The sequence below is a fragment of the Streptomyces griseorubiginosus genome (assembly GCF_001514195.1).
Taxonomy (GTDB): domain Bacteria; phylum Actinomycetota; class Actinomycetes; order Streptomycetales; family Streptomycetaceae; genus Streptomyces; species Streptomyces griseorubiginosus.
In genome coordinates this window covers 301297-321302 of the sequence record NZ_KQ948737.1, presented here as the reverse complement: position 1 = coordinate 321302, position 20006 = coordinate 301297, and the positions used below count along the sequence as shown (strand labels likewise).

15 protein-coding genes are annotated in these 20006 nt (G+C 70.5%); 6 read left to right on the top strand and 9 right to left on the bottom strand.

The window, feature by feature from the left end:
- The first annotated feature begins 164 nt into the window (after positions 1 to 164).
- Complete coding sequence (locus AQJ54_RS47790; RefSeq protein WP_428843798.1) at positions 165 to 512, top strand: helix-turn-helix domain-containing protein; 348 nt, start codon at positions 165 to 167, stop codon at positions 510 to 512.
- Positions 513 to 926: 414 nt separating this feature from the next.
- Here AQJ54_RS47790 and AQJ54_RS19920 read toward each other — a convergent pair whose 3' ends face one another.
- From AQJ54_RS19920 to AQJ54_RS19890, 7 genes are all read right to left on the bottom strand, one after another.
- Positions 927 to 1298 carry an AQJ64_40280 family protein gene (locus tag AQJ54_RS19920; RefSeq protein WP_062239188.1) on the bottom strand — a complete coding sequence of 124 codons (372 nt, stop codon included), beginning with the start codon at positions 1296 to 1298 and terminating at the stop codon, positions 927 to 929.
- A 328-nt stretch (positions 1299 to 1626) separates the two neighbouring features.
- The gene (locus AQJ54_RS19915; protein WP_062239185.1) at positions 1627 to 2649 is read right to left on the bottom strand and encodes an LLM class flavin-dependent oxidoreductase; all 1023 of its coding nucleotides are present in this window, start codon (positions 2647 to 2649) and stop codon (positions 1627 to 1629) included.
- Between the two features lie 14 nt (positions 2650 to 2663).
- On the bottom strand, positions 2664 to 5426 hold the full coding sequence (locus tag AQJ54_RS19910; protein ID WP_062239183.1) for a cation-translocating P-type ATPase: 2763 nt from the start codon (positions 5424 to 5426) through the stop codon (positions 2664 to 2666).
- A gap of 108 nt (positions 5427 to 5534) precedes the next feature.
- Positions 5535 to 6506 (bottom strand): polyphosphate kinase 2 family protein, encoded by a 972-nt coding sequence (locus AQJ54_RS19905; protein ID WP_062239180.1) that lies wholly within the window; start codon positions 6504 to 6506, stop codon positions 5535 to 5537.
- Positions 6507 to 6512: 6 nt separating this feature from the next.
- Positions 6513 to 6875 (bottom strand): three-helix bundle dimerization domain-containing protein, encoded by a 363-nt coding sequence (locus AQJ54_RS19900; protein ID WP_062239177.1) that lies wholly within the window; start codon positions 6873 to 6875, stop codon positions 6513 to 6515.
- A gap of 179 nt (positions 6876 to 7054) precedes the next feature.
- The gene (locus AQJ54_RS19895) at positions 7055 to 9049 is read right to left on the bottom strand and encodes a right-handed parallel beta-helix repeat-containing protein (RefSeq protein WP_248845394.1); all 1995 of its coding nucleotides are present in this window, start codon (positions 9047 to 9049) and stop codon (positions 7055 to 7057) included.
- A gap of 124 nt (positions 9050 to 9173) precedes the next feature.
- Positions 9174 to 9575, bottom strand: a complete 402-nt coding sequence (locus tag AQJ54_RS19890; protein ID WP_159055535.1) for a hypothetical protein — start codon at positions 9573 to 9575, stop codon at positions 9174 to 9176.
- 225 nt (positions 9576 to 9800) lie between these two features.
- Here AQJ54_RS19890 and AQJ54_RS19885 point away from each other — a divergent pair, with 225 nt between their 5' ends.
- Complete coding sequence (locus tag AQJ54_RS19885; RefSeq protein WP_062239173.1) at positions 9801 to 11159, top strand: tetratricopeptide repeat protein; 1359 nt, start codon at positions 9801 to 9803, stop codon at positions 11157 to 11159.
- A gap of 43 nt (positions 11160 to 11202) precedes the next feature.
- On the opposite strand, the gene AQJ54_RS19880 is transcribed toward AQJ54_RS19885, so the two are convergent.
- A complete protein-coding gene (locus AQJ54_RS19880) occupies positions 11203 to 12828 on the bottom strand; it encodes a PucR family transcriptional regulator (RefSeq protein WP_062239171.1) in 1626 nt (541 codons plus the stop codon).
- Between the two features lie 301 nt (positions 12829 to 13129).
- Here AQJ54_RS19880 and AQJ54_RS19875 point away from each other — a divergent pair, with 301 nt between their 5' ends.
- The 3 genes from AQJ54_RS19875 to AQJ54_RS19865 all read left to right on the top strand — a co-directional run bounded on the left by AQJ54_RS19875 (position 13130) and on the right by AQJ54_RS19865 (position 16789).
- Entirely contained in the window at positions 13130 to 14398 is a 1269-nt protein-coding gene (locus AQJ54_RS19875) for an aspartate aminotransferase family protein (RefSeq protein ID WP_062239168.1), read from the top strand.
- Positions 14399 to 14526: 128 nt separating this feature from the next.
- Positions 14527 to 15453, top strand: a complete 927-nt coding sequence (locus tag AQJ54_RS19870) for a LysR family transcriptional regulator (protein ID WP_062239165.1) — start codon at positions 14527 to 14529, stop codon at positions 15451 to 15453.
- A gap of 277 nt (positions 15454 to 15730) precedes the next feature.
- Positions 15731 to 16789 (top strand): tartrate dehydrogenase, encoded by a 1059-nt coding sequence (locus tag AQJ54_RS19865; RefSeq protein WP_062239162.1) that lies wholly within the window; start codon positions 15731 to 15733, stop codon positions 16787 to 16789.
- A gap of 105 nt (positions 16790 to 16894) precedes the next feature.
- On the opposite strand, the gene AQJ54_RS19860 is transcribed toward AQJ54_RS19865, so the two are convergent.
- Positions 16895 to 18517 carry a PucR family transcriptional regulator gene (locus AQJ54_RS19860; protein ID WP_246090868.1) on the bottom strand — a complete coding sequence of 541 codons (1623 nt, stop codon included), beginning with the start codon at positions 18515 to 18517 and terminating at the stop codon, positions 16895 to 16897.
- 275 nt (positions 18518 to 18792) lie between these two features.
- Here AQJ54_RS19860 and solA point away from each other — a divergent pair, with 275 nt between their 5' ends.
- Positions 18793 to 19929, top strand: coding sequence for an N-methyl-L-tryptophan oxidase (solA, locus tag AQJ54_RS19855; protein WP_062239159.1), 1137 nt, complete (start codon positions 18793 to 18795; stop codon positions 19927 to 19929).
- Positions 19930 to 20006: the final 77 nt, after the last annotated feature.

Sequence of the window (20006 nt, the reverse complement as noted above, 5' to 3'; positions counted from 1 at the left end):
GCGCCTGGTCCCAGGGCGGGCCGAGAGCCCTGGCTACGACAGGGTCGGCGTCCTTGCCCGTGCTGAGCGACGATCTCTTCGTCGTACTTGAGCGTGAGCTGCTCAAGGGCCCCGTGGCGCACGGCTGGCTGGGCCAGACGCGGACCCTATAGCGGATCAAGACGTTGATCGGGCGTCGTCTCCACAAGAGCTATACCGTCCAGGGCGTCGCGGCTTTGCTGAAGCGGCTCGGCTGGAGCTACCAGGTCTCCGCCCGCCGGGCCATCGAGCGGGACGAGGCGGCGGTGGCCGGCTGGGTGAAGGAGACCTGGCCTGACGTGGAAGGACCGTGGCGGCGCTCGACGCCTGGCTCGTCCGCGAAGGCAAGCCGGATTCTCGATGAGGCCGCCCACTACCCGCACCTGGTCAGCGCCGCGGCCATGCTCCCGGCGTCCGGGTCAGGGGGTGCTCCCGCCGCCGTATCTTGGTGGCCGCCCTGCCCTGCTACAAGTCCGGACAGCCCTCCTGGCTGATCTACCGCCCCTGCTCCGATGCCCGACCGGACGGGCGCAAGAGCTTCCCCTGGACCGACTATCGCGACCTCATCCAGACCGCTCATCATCAGCTCGGCGGCCCCATCGTGCTGGTGGGACCATTTGAACACCCACCTCACCGCCGGAATGCGCCACTGCACCGCCGACCGTGAGTGGCTCACCGTCGTTCAACTGCCGCCCTGCGCACCCCACCTCAACCCGGTGGAATGCCTGTGGTCCGTGCTTGCGGCGCGCCAGCCAGGCGAACGGGGCCTTCGCCGACCCCGACGACCTGATCACCGCCAGCCGGCGTGGCCTTCACCAACTCCAGTACCGACACGACGCCTTCGACGGCTGCCTCACCGGCACCGGACTACGCACGCAAACCACCATGACGATGTCACGCACTCATGGTCAGTGATGGTGGGGCAGGGCACGCAGCGCGGGGCCCACGTCCTTGCCGTAGATGCGCTGTACGTCCATGCCGGGAAGGCTCGGCATTTCGGCCCAGTGCGTGACTATTTCCTCGCAGGTCGGCCCGCCGATGGGGAAGCGGACCACGCCGTCGGAGTCGTAGAAGCAGTTCTCGATGATCTCTCCGGTTTCCTCCACCGGATGGATGCGACGGAAGTACATGGGGAGTACCAGCCAGAACTCCTGACCGGAGAGCGAGTCGGGGTCGTCCTCCTGCTCGCCCGGATAGCGACCCGTCACCGCTGCGAGGATGCCGGCACCGTCGTAGGGGAGTCGCTCGTCGGCTCGGATCCATTCGACTGTCGTCTTCATGCTGTGCTTTCCGGTCGAGAGGCGTGGACGAGTGCCAGTCCACCCGATCTCGCGGCTCGCCGCATCGGGGATGTCCCCAGCACGCCCCTGAGATCACCCCAACCCTGCTTCACCGACGAACAGAACAGGGCGATGATCACGTTCCCGTCCCCGCTCCGTGAGCCCACCACCCTGCGCGTACCTCATACAGGCGGCATACCGCCGACATCACGAGCCGTCGGCCCCACCGGCTCGACGGGATCAGGCCCTCCGCCCGGGACTGGCTCACCTCACCCCCCGCTCACCCCACCCCCCGCTCACCCCACCCCCCGCACAAACCCCACCGCACTCACCGCCACCCCAACGCCGGAGCCACATGCGTCAGAATGCTCTCGATCACGTGGGCGTTGTAGCCGACTCCGAGCTGGTTCGGCACCGTCAGCAGGAGCGTGTCGGCGGCGGCGACCGCCTCGTCCTCGGCGAGCTGCTTGACCAGGACGTCGGGCTCCGCTGCGTAGGAACGGCCGAAGATCGCGCGGGTGTTGGCGTCGATGTAGCCGATCTGGTCCTTGGAGTTGGCCTCGCGGCCGAAGTACGCGCGGTCACGGTCGTCGACCAGCGCGAAGATGCTGCGGCTCACCGACACCCGCGGCTCACGCGTGTGCCCCGCCTCCCGCCAGGCCTCACGGTAGGCCTCGATCTGCTTGCGCTGCTGGACGTGCAGCGGTTCGCCGCTCTCGTCGTCCTTGAGGGTGGAGCTCTGGAGGTTCATCCCGAGCGTGGCCGCCCACACCGCGGTCGCGTTCGAGCTCGATCCCCACCAGATACGGTCCCTGAGGCCTTCGGAGTACGGTTCGACGCGCAGCAGCCCCGGCGGGTTGGAGAACATCGGGTTGGGGTTGGGCTCCGCGAAGCCCTCGCCCGTGAGCACGTCGAGGAGCCGCTCGGTGTGGGCGCGTGCCATGTCGGCGTCGGTGGTGCCTTCGGCCGGCACATGCCCGAAGTGGCGCCAGCCGTCGATGACCTGCTCCGGGGATCCCCTGCTGATGCCGAGCTGAAGTCGGCCACCGGAGATCAGGTCCGCCGCACCGGCGTCCTCGGCCATGTACAGCGGGTTCTCGTAGCGCATGTCGATCACGCCGGTGCCGATCTCGATCCGGCTGGTCCGTGCGCCGATCGCGGCGAGCAGCGGGAACGGCGAGGCGTGCTGCCGCGCGAAGTGATGGACGCGGAAGTACGCGCCGTCGGCGCCCAGCTCCTCCGCGGCGACCGCGAGGTCGATCGCCTGGAGCAGGGAATCCGCTGCCGAGCGCGTCTGCGAGTGCGGCGACGGCGTCCAGTGACCGAAGGACAGGAACCCGATCTTCTTCATAGCGCTTTCAACAATCAAGGTCGGGGTTCATTCCCTGCCGGTGCGGGGGAGCGGAGTCGTGCGCGTGAGCGGCGGGCCAGTAGTTTGCCGAGTTCCCATGCCACCAGCAGGGCGAGGGCCGCCAGGAGGGCCCAGCCGAACTGCCGTGCGTCGATCTCGGTCGTTCCCAGCAGGCGCCGGAAGCCGTCCATCTGCGTGACCAGAACGGACAGCACCAGCTGGGTCAGCGCCACCCAGTTCATCTGCTTGCTGTCGAAGGTGGCGGCCGTCAGCACGGACCCCGTCTCGCTGCGGCACTCGAAGGCCGCCACGACCAGACAGAGGGAGAAAGCGGTGAAGGCGATCGACTGGCCGGTCGCGGCGCTGTCGTAGTGTGCCTGACCGAGCTTGATCAGCCCCAGCAGGGCGAGGGTGATCGCCAGTCCGGCGAGCCCGACCGTGACCAGGACGGGGCGGGTGAGCACCGACTCCCCGCGCGGGCGTGGCCTGCGGCTCATGAGCCCGGGACTCTCCTGGTCGAAACCGAGCGCGAAGCCGAAGGAGGCGTTCACCACGAAGTGGATCCACAGCACCTGCGGCGGTGTGAAGGGTTCGCCGGCCGCGATGTTGAAGATGGTCGCCCCGAGGAACGTCAGCACGAACGTGACCAGCAGGAGCAGGACGAAGCGGATGTACTTGGTGAGGTTGTCGTAGATCGCACGGCCCTGTTCGACGGCGTAGACCAGGGTGGAGAAGTTGTCGTCGGAGAGGATCATGCGTCCGGCGTTCTTCGCCACGTCGGTGCCACTGCCCATCGCGATGCCGATGTCGGCGGCCTTGATGGCGGGTGCGTCGTTGACGCCGTCCCCGGTCATCGCCACGACCTCGCCCTTCTTCTTGAGGGTGTTGGCGAGCAGCACCTTGTGCTCCGGAGCGACCCGTCCCACCACTCCGATGCGGTCGATGCGGTCCAACTGTTCTTCTTCGGTGAACGCGGCGAAGTCGGCGCCCAGGACGGCCTCGCCGGGGATGCCGATCTGGCGTGCGATGGCCGCGCCTGTGGTGACGTCGTCGCCGGTGATCAGGCGCACCCGGATGTGCGCCGCCTGCGCGTCGGCCACGGCGGCCGTGGACTCCGGGCGCGGTGGGTCGACCATCGCCACGAGACTGGTCAGTTGCAGCCCGGTGACGTACCCCAGCAGGTCGCCTTCGGGGTCGAAGTCGGCCGGGGCGAGATCGCGGGTGGCCGCGGCCATCACCCGGTTGCCCTCGCCGCCCATCCGCTCGGTCGCCGCCCGGGCACGCTCCTGCAACTCGGCGTCCCACGGGACGGTCCGACCGTCCGCCAGCGCGCCTGTGGTCCGTGCCATCACCGCGGGTGCCGCGCCTTTGACGAAACACCGGACGACCGGACGGCCCGCGGTGTCGACGGCCGAGTTGAAGGTCGCCATCAGCTTGTAGTCCGGGGCGAACGGCAGGACCGCCAGACGCGGGAACTGCTGTGCGGTGGCGTCGGTGTCCAGCCCCGCCTTGTGGGCCAGCACCAGCAACGCGCCCTCGGTGGGGTCGCCGACCACCTCGCCACCGACCAGCCGGGCGTCGCTCGCCACGACGTACGGCAGGATCGCGTCCTCCATGTCGGTGGCGGCGCCGGCGGCGTGATGGATACGGCCCTCCAGCGTGTAGCCCGTGCCGGAGACCGTGTACCGGTCGGTGGGAGTGAGCACTTCGACGGCCGTCATCTGGTTCATCGTCAGGGTGCCGGTCTTGTCCGAGTTGATCGCCGAGGTGAACGCGAGGGTCTCGACCGACGGCAGCTCCTTCACGATGGCGTTCCGCTGCGCCAGGTTGAGGCTTCCGACGGAGAGGATCGCCTGGGTGACGGTCGGCAGGGCCTCCGGGATGGCGGCGATGGCCAGGGAGACGGCACTGACGAACAGGACGTCCCAGGCCTGGTCACGGCTGCGCCCCAGGGCGAACATCACGATCATGGTGAGCCCTGCCGCCCCCGTGATCCACAGGGTGAGCCGGTCCAGCTCCCGGGTCAGGGGCGGTACCTCCTTCTCGGTCACCGAGAGCATGCCGGAGATCCTGCCCAGCTCTGTGTCCGCGCCGGTGCCGGTGACGACGACCAGGCCGCTGCCATGGGTGACCGGCGTGTTCATGAAGGCCATGTTGGTGCGGTCACCGGGTGGCGGCCGCCGCCCACCCGGCAGGGTGCCCGAGTCCTTCGCCGCCGGGACACTCTCGCCGGTGAGCGCCGACTCGTCGATCTGGAGCGCGCTGGCCTCGATGATCCGTCCGTCGGCCGGCACCTGGTCCCCGGCCGCGATCAGTACGACGTCGCCGACGACGAGATCCTCCGCGGGGACCTCGGCCTCCGTGCCGTCCCTGCGCACCCGTGCCGTGGTCTTCATCATCGACTTCAGCGCGTTCATCGCGCTCTCCGCCTTGCCCTCCTGGCGCAGCCCCACGACCGCGTTCACCAAGGTCAGGACGATGAGGAGAATCCCGGTCGTCCATTCCTGGATGATCAGGGAGACGGCCGCCGCGGCCACCAGGACGATCTGCATATAGCTGCGGTACTGCCCGAGGAACCGGATCCAGGCCGGCGTACGGCTCTCCTCGGGCAAGGCGTTGGGGCCGTTCCTCGCCCGCAGGTCGGCGGCCCGTGCCGCGCTGAGCCCGACCCCCGGATCGACGTCGAAGGCCGCCAGGAGCTCCGCGGGGGAGCGTGCGTACCAGTCGTCCTGTGCGGGCCGCGACGGTGCGGTTCTGGACTGCGGCTGTACCGTCATCGACTGCCTCCGATCCTGGCCGGCCGTGCCTGTACTCGCACCTGCCTGCACTCGTATGTGCCTGTACCGGTGAGTGCGCGGGCCGACCTCTGAGTGCGTGCGCCGACCTCATCCCCGGCCGCGGGTCTTCGCCCGACGGGCCTCAGGGTGCCGGGCCGCGTACGGGTCCGCCGGCAGACCCTCCGGCGCCTCACGCTCCAAGTCCCTTTTGACGACGAGCAGTTCCTTGCGGTCCGCCTCCGGCAGCCGCGGGTACTGGGGGTCGATCTCCATCAGGGTGTGCGCCAGGATCGCCGCCGTGCTCAGGCGCCCGAACCACTTGCGGTCCGCGGGGACCACGTACCACGGCGCCCACGGCGTGCTCGTGGCCGACAGCATCTTGGAGAACGCCTTCTGGTAGTCGTCCCAGTACCCGCGCTCCCTTACGTCCGCCGCGGAGAACTTCCAGTTCTTCTCCGGCAGATCGATCCGCTTCAGGAAACGGACGCGCTGCTCCTCCTTCGACAGGTTCAGGAAGATCTTCACCACCTTGAACCCGCTGTCCGTGAGATGGCGTTCCCAGTCGTTGATCTCCTGGTACCGCCGCTTCCACCTGCCCGGTCCGCGCGCGGCATCGGGCAGTTTCTGCCTGACGAGGAGCTCGGGATGCACCCGTACGACGAGCACCTCCTCGTAGTGGGAGCGGTTGAAGATGGCGATCTCGCCGCGCGCGGGCAGCCGCTGGGCGTAACGCCACAGGTAGTCGTGGTCCAGCTCCTCGCTGGAGGGCACCTTGAAGCTGCTGACGCGCACGCCCTGCGGGTTGACGCCGCTCATCACATGGCGGATCGTGCCGTCCTTGCCGCCGGCGTCGAGCGCCTGGAGACACAGCAGCACCCCGTAGGTGTTCTGGGCGGCCAGCCGCTGCTGGTACTCGGCCAGCAGCTCCACCCCGGACCGCAGCAGCGCGGCGGCGTCCCCCTTCTTCAGACCGGCCTTGTAGCCGGGATCGAAGTCACGGGGCAGCCGGACCTTCGACCCCGGTTCCACCCGCAGCGGCTCGATGAAGTCCGCGATGCGCGCGGCCCTCTTGTCCGACATGCCCCGTCACTTCCTCTCCTCGCCCTCGTACCGGCCGTTCCCGGGGCCGGACGGCGTGTCGCGGCAGAGCGCGCCGAGCACCCCGCGCACCCGGCGCTCGACCAGGATGGGCACGTAGGCCCTGACCTTCGCCTCACGGAACGACTCGAACGTGGACGCCACCAGCGCCTCGACGGTCGTCTCGGCCACGGCGGGCCAGGCGGCCGCGAGCCGGGCCACGATGTCGCGAACGGCCAGGTCGTCGTCCTGGGGTGAGCCGGGCCGGGGCTGCCGGTGCGGCTCCCCGCGTTCCGGCAGGTCCGTCGGCACGCGGTCCCGGGTCTCGGGGGACGGCACCGCGACACGGGAGATGCCTTCGTCGACCGTCATGGCCGTTGTGAAACGTCGCGCGATGCGTGCACCACGACCTCCACACCGCGCCCCTCGATGGCGGACGCTTACGTCGGCGAGCGGTTACCGTCTGCCATTTTCGGATCTGCCGAGTGAGCCCCGCCTCCCCTGAAACGGGTGAAGCGCGACCGAGAGGCGCAGACGACTCGGCTGTCCTGTCAGTGCAGGCCCAGGCCTTGGCGGTACGACGGGAGCGGTCCGGAGTTCTCCAGTACGGCGGCGCAGGCGGCGTTCGCGGCACAGGCCCGGCCGGGGTGGCCCGGGGGCAGCAGGGTGTTGCCGCTGAAGGCGAGGTGGTGGGGCTCTCCGCACCCCTCCTCCGGGTGCTGAGCGTTGGCCGGGGGCCAGGCGCCGGGGAAATCCCGTCGGGCGACCCATTCGGGCACGGCGTCGTCCCAGAAGTTGCCGCGGTAGCGCACGTTCCGCACCGGGCGGTCGCCCCACTCCTCGCTGCATCCGCCGATGGACGCGACGTAGTCGTACACCGTGTTGCGATCCACCGTGACCCAGTTGGTGCTGTCGTCGGTGTAGATCCCGACGTTCCACTCGCCGTACCTGCTGTCGGTGACCGCGTTGCCGCTGATGACGGCGCCGTCGGCGAAGGAGGTGCCCTGTTCGCCGCGCAGGTAGATGCCGCCTCCGTCCACCAGGATCCGGTTCGTGGCGAAGACGCGGTTGTCGAGGATGCGGTTGCCGCGCATGATGCCCCGCAGGTCGTCGGCGGGCCCGGAGAGGATGCCGGAGTAGGGCACGTCGTTGACCTGGTTGTGCGCGAGGGTGGTCTCCCGGGTCGCGGAGTCCCAGATGCCGGAGGCCGCGCGGTACTCCACGCCGATGTGGTGGATCCAGTTGTTGCTGATCCTGTTGCCGCGGTTGGTCCCCTTCTCGTCGGGCGGAACCACTCCCATGAGGATGCCGCCGTCGGAGACGTCGGTGATGACGTTGCCGTCGACGACGTTGTACGAGCTGTTCTCGGAGAGCTCCAGTGCCTGGGCGCCGAGGTGGGTGAAGCGGTTGCCCTCGACGGCGATCCGCTCGGCGGTGCGGAAGGCGACCGTGCCGGGCACCGTGAGCGTCCTCGCGTCCCCGCCCCGTCCGGGCCGCAGGTACATGCTCCACGCCGAGGGGAACCCGGCGGGCTCGCTGGGGGCACGCCAGGTGGCGTACGCGAAGGTCAGGCCGCGGAGGCCGATGTCATGGAGGGGGTGCCCGGGACGGCCGGTGCCGGTGACCAGGGACTCCAGGACCGGGGCGACCACCTTGGCCCGGTGCATGTCCTCCCCGGGCCGCGGGAGGTAGAGCAGCTGGTGGTGTCCGGGCCGGGAGCGGTCGAGATACCAGCTTCCGGGCTTGTGCGCGAAGCTGGGGGAGTTCTCCACGCTGGTCGGCGCTTCGAGCAACTCCGTTCCGCCGTAGAGCTGTTGGGCCAGGCTCCAGCAGGGCTGGTCCATCCTGATGGTGGTCCGACGGGCGCTCGCGGAGACCTCTGCGACGCCGCAGCGGCCCTCGAGATAGCCGGCTCGGTACACGAACTCGACGTCGCCAGGGTTCCGCCAGGTCCGCGGGACGGCACTGGTGGTGACGTAACCGGTGCTGGTCGCCTTCAGCGTGCCCGGGAAGCCCGCACCCTTGCCCGCGAGCCGCGTGGCGCGCCGGTCTCCGACGTACAGCTGGCGGGTCTCGAGGCTGCCCACCTCCGTGCGCCAGAAGCCCCTGAGCCGCTGGTCCGGCCGCCAACCGGAGATCCGACGGCCGCCGCTGATCGTCACCCGCTCCTGCCGCGGTGTCCCGTAGTCGTACGCCTGGTAGATCACCCGGTGGCCGTTCCGGCCGGAGTCCCCCGCGGCCTCCGACAGGCGCAACGGTGCCTTCAGGCGGTACGTCCCGCCGCGCAGGTTCACGACCAGGTCCGACGTCATCCGCGGAGCCCGAGCACGTACGGCCTGCTGGGCGCGGGCCGGTGTGGCGAAGGGCCGTTCCAGGGTGCCGGGCCAGGAGTCCTTGCCCCAGGTCGCGACATACAGCTGCGTGGGAGCCGCCGTCGGGGCCGGTAAGGCCGCCACCGGAGAGGCCGCGGCCGCCATCGCGAGCCCGATCACCCCCGCCGTACGCGTGATGAGACCTGTCCTTGCCCGCGTTCGGAAGATCGCCATGCTGCCTCCTGGATGGACGGAGGTTCCACCCTGGGGCAGCGCGAGGGGGAGCACAGTCGGTCCGAGGTATCGGTGTCGTCGACGAAAGTCGACATCGCCGGCTCTTTGGAGGGAGTCTGGTTCCTCAGTGCTGGACGGGCTGGACGTCGGGGTGGGTCTCGTCGCCCGCGAGGACGGCGTCGATGGTCCGGGTGAAGTCGAGGAGTTTCTCGGCGCTGAGCCCGGCGGCCGTGTGCAACGGGCCTTCCGAGGCGACGAGCCACGACTCGTAGTCGCGCAGGAACTCCCGGAAGTGGGTGACGCGCCCGTCGTCGGTGAGGTACTCGTCGGCGCCGATGTGGCTGAGGCCGTTGGCCTGCCGTCCGAGCGATTGCAGCCAGAAGGCCTGCCATTCGCGCAGCCACGGCACCGCGCGGTAGGTGGGGTCGGCTTCGACGTACATGGCTGCCAGCGCCATGAACGTCTCCTGCTGGACGTTGTGTGCGTGCGCCCAGTGCCCGCGGAAGCTGAACATCGACCAGCTCAAGGGATGCCCGCCCCTTCCGTGTCCAGTCCGGCTGCGCAGGCCGGGCTCGTGTGGTGGCTGTTGTTGCCGGACGGCGGACGCCCCGCATCCAGCGTCAACTCACTTACGAAGCCACCTGCCTCGTGGCACACGGTATCCGGTCGACGTCCCGTGGCCCCGAAGGCGCCTTAAACGTGCGGGTGTTCGAGTAGGGTGGGCGCCTTCACAGGTGGCGAGGGGGTGCGCATGGCTGCGTCGGCCGACGGCTGGCAGTCGCGGGTGTACGAGCTGTACTGGCAAGGCGTGCAGACCCGTTCGCAGGCTCAGCAGGCCGAGGGCGCTGAACGTCGTCGGCTCTTTCTGCAGTCGCTGGACCAGCACGGCCAGGCGGCAGAGGTCCTGCGCGCGGAGCTGGCCTCCCACCCCGACGACGAGCGGCTGAACGAGCAACTCGCCTCGCTGCTCTACTCCGTGGGGTCCTCGCAGATCGGCGTGGAGCTGATCGAGGAGGCAGTGGCCTCGCTGGACGAGAGCGAACTCCGCTACAAGCGGTCCGGACCCACGTCACCTCAACTGGCGGCACGCATCGGCGATGTGCGCGCACGCCGCGCCACGGCACACTCCCTGGCCGGGCACGCCGCTTCCGCGCTCACCGACGCCGACCTGGCCGTGGAGGCGTACGCGGGAGCCGGGTTGCAGGCCGCGGAGCCGCCCCTCTCGCTGGACTTCTCCCGCGTGCTGAGCATGGTCGCGGTGGTCCAGGCACAGCACGGTGACCCGGACCAGGCCCTCTACTGTGCCGGACAGGCCCTGAGCCGGTACCAGGACGCGATCGACACCGTGGGCAGCGACCCCGGTGCGCACCTCGGCTACGCCACCGGCATGGCAGCCGAGGTCGCCTCCCGCATCGAAGCGGCCCAGGGCAACTGGGACCATGCCCTGGCCGTGGACGGCTTCGCGCTGAGCGTCGCCGAGCAGGGCTGGGGCGACCTCGCGGGCGCGCTGGCTCGCACCGGCGTGCACCTGCGTGCCGCGGGCCGCCCGGACGAGGCGGCGCCACTGCTCGTCCAGGCCGCCCAGCTCGATCCGGACGCCGTACCGGGCCAGGAACGCATCCTGGCCCACGGTGTGCCGGTGACTCTCGGCGAGGCGATCCTCCAAGCGGGAGCGGCCCTGGGCGAGCCCGTCGAGGCCCTCCACCGAGCCCTCACCGCCGGAGAGTCCGCGTCGGTGACGGGCCGGGTGCCGCACCTGGCCACGGCCGCGCCGTACGCCCGGCGCCTGGGCCACCTGGCAACAGGACTGCGGCACGCGGAGGGCGACCAGGAGGTGGCCTGGCGCCTCGCACTGGAGAGCCACCTGCTGTACTACGCCGTCTTCCGCCATCTCCTGAAAGATCCGCAGGACTGGCTGCGTGAGCACGGCGAGGGGTGGGCACAGACCGCGATCACCGTCCTGCATCTGGCCCTCGCGCAGGGCGATCAAGCGGCCCACCACGACCTCTGCCGCCCGCTGGCAGCGCTGGCCGGGCACTTGGAGGACATGGGCAGGGAGGGTCACCCTGTTGCGGCGGCCGCGGAGCTGTCGCGCTTGACGGCGGGATGAACCCCGTGCGGACCGACGTGGGCGGCTGCCAAGGGAGCCCGTGTCAGCCGGCTCGCAGCACGTCGAGCGCGGTGAGTGCCACGTGGAGCTCGGTGCGCTGGTCGCCCGATTCGAGGTCACGGTCGAGGAGACGCTCGATGGTGCGCAGGCGTTGGTACATGGTCTCGCGGGAGAGGCCGCCCCGGCGGGCGGCGGTCGTCTTGTTGCCGGCCGCTTCGAGGTAGTGGCGCAGGGTGGTCAGCAGGTCGGTGCCGTGCTGAGTGTCATGGTCGATGAGGCGCCGGAGCTGTCGCTCGGTGTACTCCTGGACACGAGGGTCCTCTCGCAGCGCGTACAGCACACGGCGCAGACCGATGTCGGACAGCTCATGGAACGAGCGGTCCTGGGGGAGGGGCTGGCCGGGCGGGGTGGCCTCGGCGACGCGGGCGGCTTCGCGGAAGGACCGGGCGCTGTCGGTGAGGTCTCCCACCTCGCCACCCGCACTCACGACGGCTTCCGGGTCCAGCCGCCGTACCGTCCTGGCCAGGCGCTCGGCGAACGGTCGCCAGGGCTGCCCGGTACGCAGAGCCAGCAGGATGCCGAGGCGCCCGGCGGCCAACTCGCCGACGAGCGCCGCCACTCCTGCCGTGCTCAGCTCCTGCGCCAGCGGTGCCTCGGCCTCGATTGCCCCGTGCTTCGCAGGCAGGTCCACCAGGACGGCGACGAAGTGGCCTCGATCCGTGGCCAGCCCCAGGGCGGCGCAACGGGCGCGGGCGTCCTCGGCGGAGCGGTGGCGCTGTTCCGCAAGGTCGAGCAGGGCGTTGCGGTGTGCGGTGCGTTCCCAGGGAGTGGGATGGATGAGTCGCGCGACGGTCAATGCCATCGCGGCCCTCTCCAGCAGAGTGATGTCTTCCGGTCCGAAGCCTGCTCCCGAGATGCGCGCCGGGAGCATGACCACACGGCCCCAGCGCTCGCCCTGGTACTCGACCGGGGCGGTGAGCCAGCCTTCCGGGCCGTGCGTGGCCGTGGTGTCGCCCGAGCCGGTCGCTCTGGAGCGTCGTTCCCAGTCGGCGAGTGCCTCCTCCATGGTCAGCCCGGACGGTTCGCAGATCAGGGCCTGGTGCACCAGGTTCTCCAGGACGACCGTGTGTCCGCTCATGTCCGCCGCCGCACGCACCACGTCCTCCGGGCCGGCGCCGCGCAGGGTCAGGGCGGTGAACGCCTCGTGGATGCGCTGGGTGCGGCGTATCGCCTCCGTCTGGTTGCCGAGCAGAAGGGAGTGCACGACCTGCGTGACCTCCAGGAAGTTGACGTCCTTGACCAGGGTGACGAGGGGGAGGCCGCGACGCCTGCAGGCCTCGACGAGTGTGTCCGGCGGGCGGTGGTAGCGGCGTACGAGCTCGATGACCAGGGCCGCGGCCCCGACCTCGGCGAGTTCGTCGACGTACCGGCGCACACCGGCCGCGTCCTGCGGCAGCGGCATCCCGGTGGTCAGGACGAGCTCGCCGCCCTTGAGGAATGACGCGGGGTCGGTCAGCTCGGTGATGTGCACCCATCGGACCGGGCGGTCCAGATGCGGCGCACCGGTGACGACCGTCGGTTCTCCGGCGGCCAGTACCGGAAGGGCCAGGACGTCGGCGACAGTGAGCGGACGGGTGGGCCCCTGGCCGGCCGGGTGGTGGTCGTTCACGGTCTCTCCCAGGGTTCCCGCGGGGACGTGCCCCGGGTCCCGGGGACTGTCCGGTCACTGTGACAAGCGTCCCTGACCTGCACAAGGGCGGTCGGGGAAAGGGCGCTGCCCAGGCGGTGCCCAGGCGCTCCCCAGGCGCTCCCCAGTCGGTGTCCAGGCGGTGCCCAATGCGTCGTCGATGGCCTGACACAACGTCCGGATGCCGTGCGCCGGCCGGACAGATCGCGGGTGGGCGCCGTCCTTGCCGACGGGGATGCTCGGGAGGCCGTAGCAGACCGAACACCGAGGCCGGGAGCCGAACATGACCGCACTGTCGCCGCACCTTCGCCAGGCCACTCCCGTGGTGGCGGCCCGGGGCGAGGGCGTCCACCTCTTCGACCCGGACGGCCGCCGCTTCCTGGACTTCACCGCCGGCATCGGTGTCACCAGCACCGGCCACTGCCACCCCAAGGTCGTGGCGGCGGCCCAGGAGCAGGTCGGCTCGCTGATCCACGGCCAGTACACGACCGTCATGCACGAGCCGTTGCGTCGCCTGGTCGGCAAACTCGGTGAGGTGCTGCCGACAGGCCTCGACAGCCTGTTCTTCACGAACTCCGGGAGCGAGGCCGTCGAGGCCGCTCTGCGGCTCGCCCGTCAGGCCACCGGCCGCCCGAACGTGATCGTCTGCCACGGCGGCTTCCACGGCCGTACGGTCGCCGCCGCCTCCATGACGACGTCGGGCACCCGTTTCCGCTCCGGCTTCTCCCCGCTGATGAGCGGCGTGGTCGTGACCCCCTTCCCGGCGGCCTACCGCTACGGCTGGGACGAGGAGACCGCGACCCGCTTCGCCCTGACGGAGCTCGACTACACGCTCCAGACGATCTCCTCGCCCGCCGACACGGCCGCGATCATCGTCGAGCCGGTCCTCGGCGAGGGCGGCTACGTGCCCGCCAACCGCACCTTCATGGAGGGGCTCCGGGAGCGGGCGGACCGGCACGGCTTCCTGCTGATCCTCGACGAGGTGCAGACCGGGGTGGGCCGCACCGGCCGCTTCTGGGGCCACGACCACTTCGGGGTCACGCCCGACATCCTCGTCACCGCCAAGGGCCTGGCCAGCGGATTCCCGCTGTCCGGCATCGCCGCCTCCGGGGAACTGATGGCCAAGGCGTGGCCCGGCTCGCAGGGCGGAACGTACGGCGCCAACGCGGTCGCCTGCGCCGCGGCCTGCGCGACCCTGGACGTCGTACGCGACGAGAACCTGGTCGAGAACGCCGAAGCGATGGGCAAGCGGCTGCGCACCGGCCTGGAAGCGGTGGCCGACCGGACGCCGGGCATCGGCGACGTGCGCGGCCTCGGCCTCATGCTGGCCACCGAGTTCGTCACCGAGGACGGCAGCCCCGACCCGGAGACGGCAGCCCGCGTCCAGCGCGCCGCCGTCGACGAGGGGCTTCTCCTGCTGCTGTGCGGCGCCTGGAACCAGGTCGTGCGCATGATCCCGGCGCTCGTCATCGACGAGACGGCGGTGGACGAGGGCCTCCGGGCCTGGGCGAACGCGGTCGAGACCGGCACGTCCGCAGCGGCAGGGCGCTGACGAACGCAACGCCACCGCGGCCGCACCGATCACGGGCGAGCAGTCGCTCACGCCGCACGGCGTCGCTGCGGTCGGTGGAGCTGCGCCCGAGCGGTTCATCCACCGTCACATGGGGACAGAGGGCGAGTATGGATGTCCGGCAGCTGGAGTACTTCCTGGCGATCGTCGACCGCGGCGGGTTCACCCGTGCCGCCTCCGCCCTGTACGTGTCACAGCCGTCGCTGTCGCAGGCGGTGCGGGCGCTGGAGCGTGATCTCGGTTCCGACCTGTTCCATCGCATCGGACGCAGGGTGGTGCTGACGGAGGCCGGCAAGGCACTGATCCATCCTGCCCGGGAGGCCGTGCGGAGTTTGCAGACGGCGCGGGCGAGCGTCGCGGCGGTGCACGAGCTCCGTGAGGGGCGTCTGGACGTGGCATCCGTGCCGTCGCAGGCGGTGGAGCCGCTGACGAGCCTGGTGAGCACCTTCAGCCACCGGTACCCCGGGGTCTCCGTCGCCATCAAGGCGGCGTTCACCGCACGTGATGTGGTCGACATGGTGCGCACGGGCGCCGTGGAACTGGGGCTCCTGGCGTCCACCGGGCCGTTCTCCGACACGGAGGTCGTCTCGTACGCGCTGGAGCGGCAGCGCTTCGTGCTGATGGTGCCGGCCGACGGCCCGTTCGCCGGTCGGACCGCGGTGGACTGCCGCGAGCTTGCCGGACAACGGCTGATCGTCGGACAGCCGGGTACCGGGATGCGCGCCTACGTCGACGCGCTGCGGGCACAGGGCATCGAGTTCACTATCGCCGCCGAGACGGAGCACCGGGTGTCGCTCATGCCCCTGGTCCTGGCCGGCGTAGGGCTCGCGGTGGTCATGGATTCCTGGCGTGACCTCGCCCGGCGACTGGGCGCCCGCGTCCTGGACATCGAGCCGGAGACCAGCCTGGACATCGCACTCGTCACCCGCCGCGGCACACTGTCGCCCGCAGCCGCCGCGTTCGTCACGGCCGCGACCTCGGCCGCCGGACCCGGAGAGGCACTGCAACAGCCGAATGAGCACCGCAGCGGCCGATAGGCACCACGACGGCAGACAGGCACCACGACAGCAGACAGGCACGCGGCAGCTGACAGGCACCACGACAGTCGATAGGCACCGTGGCCGCTGACAGGCATCGCGGCAGCCGATAGGCACCGCAGCACCAGACAGGCACCGCGGCAGCCGATAGGCACCACAGCCCCTGACAGGCACCACGGCAGCCAACAGGCACGCGGCGGCTGATAGGCGGCGCTTATCAGGGATATCCGCTTTGCGTCTTGGACGCCCCACACATCGCCTTGCTGCAATCGACGGCATGACGACCAACCACCGCATTGCCCTGATCCCCGGCGACGGCATCGGCGCCGAAGTCCTGCCCCCGGCACGGCAAGTGCTCGATGTCCTCGGCCACCGCCACGGCTTCAGCCTGTCCTACACCTCGTACGACTGGTCCTGCGAGCGCTACCTGCGCGAGGGCGCCATGATGCCGGCCGACGGGCTCGACCAGCTGCGCGACAAGGACGCGATCCTGCTGGGTGCCGTCGGCTACCCGGGGGTGCCGGACCATGTCTCGCTGTGGGGGTTGCTGATCCCGATCCGGCGCAGCTTCCGCCAGTACGTCAACCTCCGGCCGATCCGTGTCTTCGAGGGCGTCGACAGTCCGGTGCGCGGCGCACGGCCGGGCGCGGTCGACATGGTCGTCGTGCGGGAGAACGCCGAAGGCGAGTACAGCGCGATCGGCGGACGGCTGAACCAGGGCACTGCCGAGGAACTGGCCGTCCAGGAAGCGGTGTTCACGCGGGCCGGGGTCACCCGGATCGCCGACTACGCCTTCTCGCTCGCCGCTCGCCGCCGCGGAAGGCTCACCTCCGCCACCAAGTCCAACGGCATCATCCACACCATGCCGTTCTGGGACGAGCTGATCGCCGAGCGGGCCGCCGGGCACCCGGGCGTCACCTGGGACCAGGAGCTCATCGACGCGTTGGCGGCCAAGTTCGTCCTCGACCCCGCCCGCTTCGACGTCGTCGTCGCCTCCAACCTCTTCGGTGACATCCTCAGCGACCTCGCCGCCGCGGTCGCGGGATCCATCGGTATCGCCCCGTCGGCCAACCTCAACCCCGAGCGGGACTTTCCGTCCATGTTCGAGCCGGTGCACGGCTCCGCGCCCGACATCGCCGGCAAGGGCATCGCCAACCCGCTGGGCGCGATCTGGTCAGCGGCCATGATGCTCGACCACCTCGGCCATCCCGCCGCGGCCAAGGACATCACGGACGCGATCGCGTCGATTCTGGCCAAGAGCGACACCCGCACCCGTGACCTGGGCGGCACCGCGACCACCGCCGAGTTCACCGACAGACTGATCGAACTCCTCTGAGCCGTCGGCGCCCGCGGTGGGCGGCGAGGACGTCGCCGCCCACCAGGCAGACGTCGCATGTGCGGACCCGCCCTCGCCCCCGGCGTCCCCTCATGGGCGACGGGGTCAGGCCCCCGGAGCAGGAGCCTCACTCGCGTCCAGGACGAGCACCGCGACATGCAGGGACGTGCGCTCCAGTCCTGACTCCAGGTCGCAGCCGAGAAGCCGTTCGATGGTGTGCAGGCGCTGGTAGTACGCCTGCCGGGACATGCCGACGCTCTTCGCTGCGACCGACTTGTTGCCGGCCGCCGCCAGGTAGGCGCGCAGCGCCGGGAGCAGATCGCCGCTGTTGCGGTCGTCGTGCTCGATGAGGCGGGTCAGCTGCCGTTCCGCGTACCGCTGAAGACGGGTGTCCACCCGCAGGACGCCCAGCAGATCCGGGAGCCGGACGTCGGAGGGCACGTAGAACCAACGCTCCGGGGAGGTCGGTGTGATGGCCTCGGCCGTCTGCTCCGCCTCCTGCCACGACCGGGCGATCCCGCCGAGGTCGGTCACCCCCGGACCGACGGCGACCACTGCCCGCGGTCCGAGCTCTTCCCTGGTCAGACGGCCGATCCGCTCGGCGACCGGCTGCCATGCGCTCGCCTGTGCCAAGGCCATGAGGACGCCGATCCGGCCCTGGGCCGTCTCGCCGACCAGCGCGCGGACGCCCGTGTGCGTCAGCGCCTTCGCGATGCGCTCGTCGAGATGCTCGTCCTCGGTGCCGGTGTACGGGTGGCTAATGACCACAGCGAAGAGCCGGTGGCCGAAGGTGGGGAGCCCCAGTGCCTCGGCGCGCGCACGCGCGTCGGCGGGGGAGCGGAAACGCCGTTCGTACAGGTCCCGCAGTACGGAGCGATGGGCGCGGCGCTCCCACCAGGCCTGCCCCGCCAAGCGCGCCATGGTCAGCGCGACGGCGGCGCTCTCCAGTACGAGGACGTGTTCCGGGTCGGGCTCGGCGTTGAGGCGCCCCTCCAGCAGGACGAGACGTCCCCATGGCCCGTGGTGGTCCTGCACGGGGGCGATCAGCCACCCCTCCGGGCCGCTCGGCGTGATCCTCTCCGGCGTCGGCGCGGCTCGCGAACGCCGCGACCAGGCCGACACCACCGGCTCGTACGGCCGACCGAGCAGCTCGCACATGAGGACCCGGTGGGTGAGATCCTCCAGCACCGCGGGGGCTCCCGTGAGTTCCGCGGTGGTGCGCACCAGTTCCTCGGGATCCGCGCCCCGCAGGGTCAGGGCCGTGAAGATGTCCTGAATGTCCTTGCCGCGGCGCAGCAGGGACCCCTGGGCGTCGAGGATGAGCTCGTGCACCGTCTGCGTGACGTCGATGAACCGGACGCCGCGGGCCAGCTCGACCAGCGGCACGTCCCGCGCGCGGCACGCCGCCACCAGCTCCTGGGGCACCTTCTGGTAGCGGTATCCGAGCTCCACGATCAGGCCTGCCGCGCCGACGTCCGCGAGCTGGTCGACGTAGCCGCGCAGCTGGGAGGCGTCCTCGGGATGCGGCATGCCGGTCGTCAGTACCAGCTCCCCGCCCTCCAGGAAGTCCGCGGGGTTGAGCAGCTCCGTGACGTGGACCCAGCGCACCGGGCTGTCCAGTCGTGACTCCCCGGCCAGTACGCGTGGCAGTCCTTCCGCGAGCACGGGCAGGAGCAGTACCTCCCGGAGGGTGGGGAAGTGACCGCTTGCGGGGTGTCTGGGCGGCATAGAGGGTCTTTCTTCCGAAGGAATCGGGCTCACCTTGGCACCGGCCACTCATCGTGACAAGAGGCGGCCCGTCATTCGGGCAGTCCGGTCGTCCGCCGTGACAGACCGTCTCGAGAAGGCCCCGGGGCGGAACACAGTGTGGGTTGACCTGCGGGTTCCGCCGGGCGGAAAGTGAACGCCATCCCCAGCGGGATCCGAACCGGAGAGGTCCGCACGGTGTCCGCACCGTGCCGGGGCCGACTGCCTCCCACCACACCATCGAGAGGAGCGACCTCATGCGCATCCCGAAGCGCGTCGCCGTGATCGGTGCCGGCAGCATGGGCAGCCAGGCCATGTGGCGACTGGCCGTCCGTGGGGCCGAGGTCATCGGCTACGACCGCTACGCACCGGGGCACGACCGCGGCGCGGCCGGGGGCGAGAGCCGCATCTACCGGGCCGCCCACCTCGGGGAGCCCGCGTACATTCCCCTGCTGCGGCTGGCGGACCGGATGTGGGAGCAGCTCCAGGCGGAGACCGGCCGGGCGCTGCGACGCCGCAGCGGCAGCCTGGTGATGGGGGAGGCCTCCTCGCCGTCCATGAGCCTGCTCCTGTCCACCAGCACCGCCCAGGGGCTGGATCATGAGGTCCTGGAGCGGGAGGAACTCGGCCGCCGCTACCCGCAGCACCGGCTTCCGGACGGACACATCGCCGTCCTGGACCGGTTGGGCGCCGTCATCAGGCCGGAGGCGTCCATCCAGGCTGCCGCCGGCCGTGCCGAGCAGCTGGGCGCCCGGCTGCACCGCTACACCACGGTGCGCGAGGTCGTCCCCCTGTCGGGCGGCGGGGTACGGATCGTCACCGACCAGGGCACGGACCACGTGGACGCCGCCGTCGTGACCGTGGGCCCCTGGATCAACACCCTGCTCCCGGACCTCCCGCAAGCCGTCGACGTCCGCCGGGTGATCTGCTCCTGGCACCTGCCCACCCGCCACGACTGGTTCGCGGGCGGTGCTCCTCCGTTCGTGCGCGTCGCACCGCACGACTGCTTCGGCATCCCGTCACCCGACGGCATCTCCGTCAAGCTCGGTCTCTCCTTCAAGTACCACGCACCGGTGCCCGAGCCCGAACGGCTCGACCGCACCGTCCGCCCCGAGGAACTCGGCACCTTCCGCGAGTTCATCGACGAACTCATGCCCGACCTGAACCCCGACCCCATCCGGATGTCGGCCTACATGGAGGGCTATACGCAGTCCGGAAACCCGCTCGTCGGTCATCTCCCCGGCGAGGACGACATCATCGTCATGGCCGGCTTCTCCGGCAGCGGCTTCAAGATCTCGCCGGCGATGGGAGAGATCGCCGCCGACCTCGCGCTCGACGGCAGCACCCGCCATCCCGTCGCCTTCCTGGCTCCTGCCGGAGTCGGCGCCGCCTGATCCCGGCGATCGTCCACAGGGACACCCCGCGCACCGACCTGTATGTCGTGCGCATGCCAAACAATGCACGCCGGCCA

Coding starts and splice junctions, on each gene's coding strand:
- AQJ54_RS19920 (WP_062239188.1), bottom strand. CDS start 1,298: ATGAAGACGACAGTCGAATGGATCCGAGCCGACGAGCGACTCCCCTAC.
- AQJ54_RS19915 (WP_062239185.1), bottom strand. CDS start 2,649: ATGAAGAAGATCGGGTTCCTGTCCTTCGGTCACTGGACGCCGTCGCCG.
- AQJ54_RS19910 (WP_062239183.1), bottom strand. CDS start 5,426: ATGACGGTACAGCCGCAGTCCAGAACCGCACCGTCGCGGCCCGCACAG.
- AQJ54_RS19905 (WP_062239180.1), bottom strand. CDS start 6,506: ATGTCGGACAAGAGGGCCGCGCGCATCGCGGACTTCATCGAGCCGCTG.
- AQJ54_RS19900 (WP_062239177.1), bottom strand. CDS start 6,875: ATGACGGTCGACGAAGGCATCTCCCGTGTCGCGGTGCCGTCCCCCGAG.
- AQJ54_RS19895 (WP_248845394.1), bottom strand. CDS start 9,049: ATGGCGATCTTCCGAACGCGGGCAAGGACAGGTCTCATCACGCGTACG.
- AQJ54_RS19885 (WP_062239173.1), top strand. CDS start 9,801: ATGGCTGCGTCGGCCGACGGCTGGCAGTCGCGGGTGTACGAGCTGTAC.
- AQJ54_RS19875 (WP_062239168.1), top strand. CDS start 13,130: ATGACCGCACTGTCGCCGCACCTTCGCCAGGCCACTCCCGTGGTGGCG.
- AQJ54_RS19870 (WP_062239165.1), top strand. CDS start 14,527: ATGGATGTCCGGCAGCTGGAGTACTTCCTGGCGATCGTCGACCGCGGC.
- AQJ54_RS19865 (WP_062239162.1), top strand. CDS start 15,731: ATGACGACCAACCACCGCATTGCCCTGATCCCCGGCGACGGCATCGGC.
- AQJ54_RS19860 (WP_246090868.1), bottom strand. CDS start 18,517: ATGCCGCCCAGACACCCCGCAAGCGGTCACTTCCCCACCCTCCGGGAG.
- solA (WP_062239159.1), top strand. CDS start 18,793: ATGCGCATCCCGAAGCGCGTCGCCGTGATCGGTGCCGGCAGCATGGGC.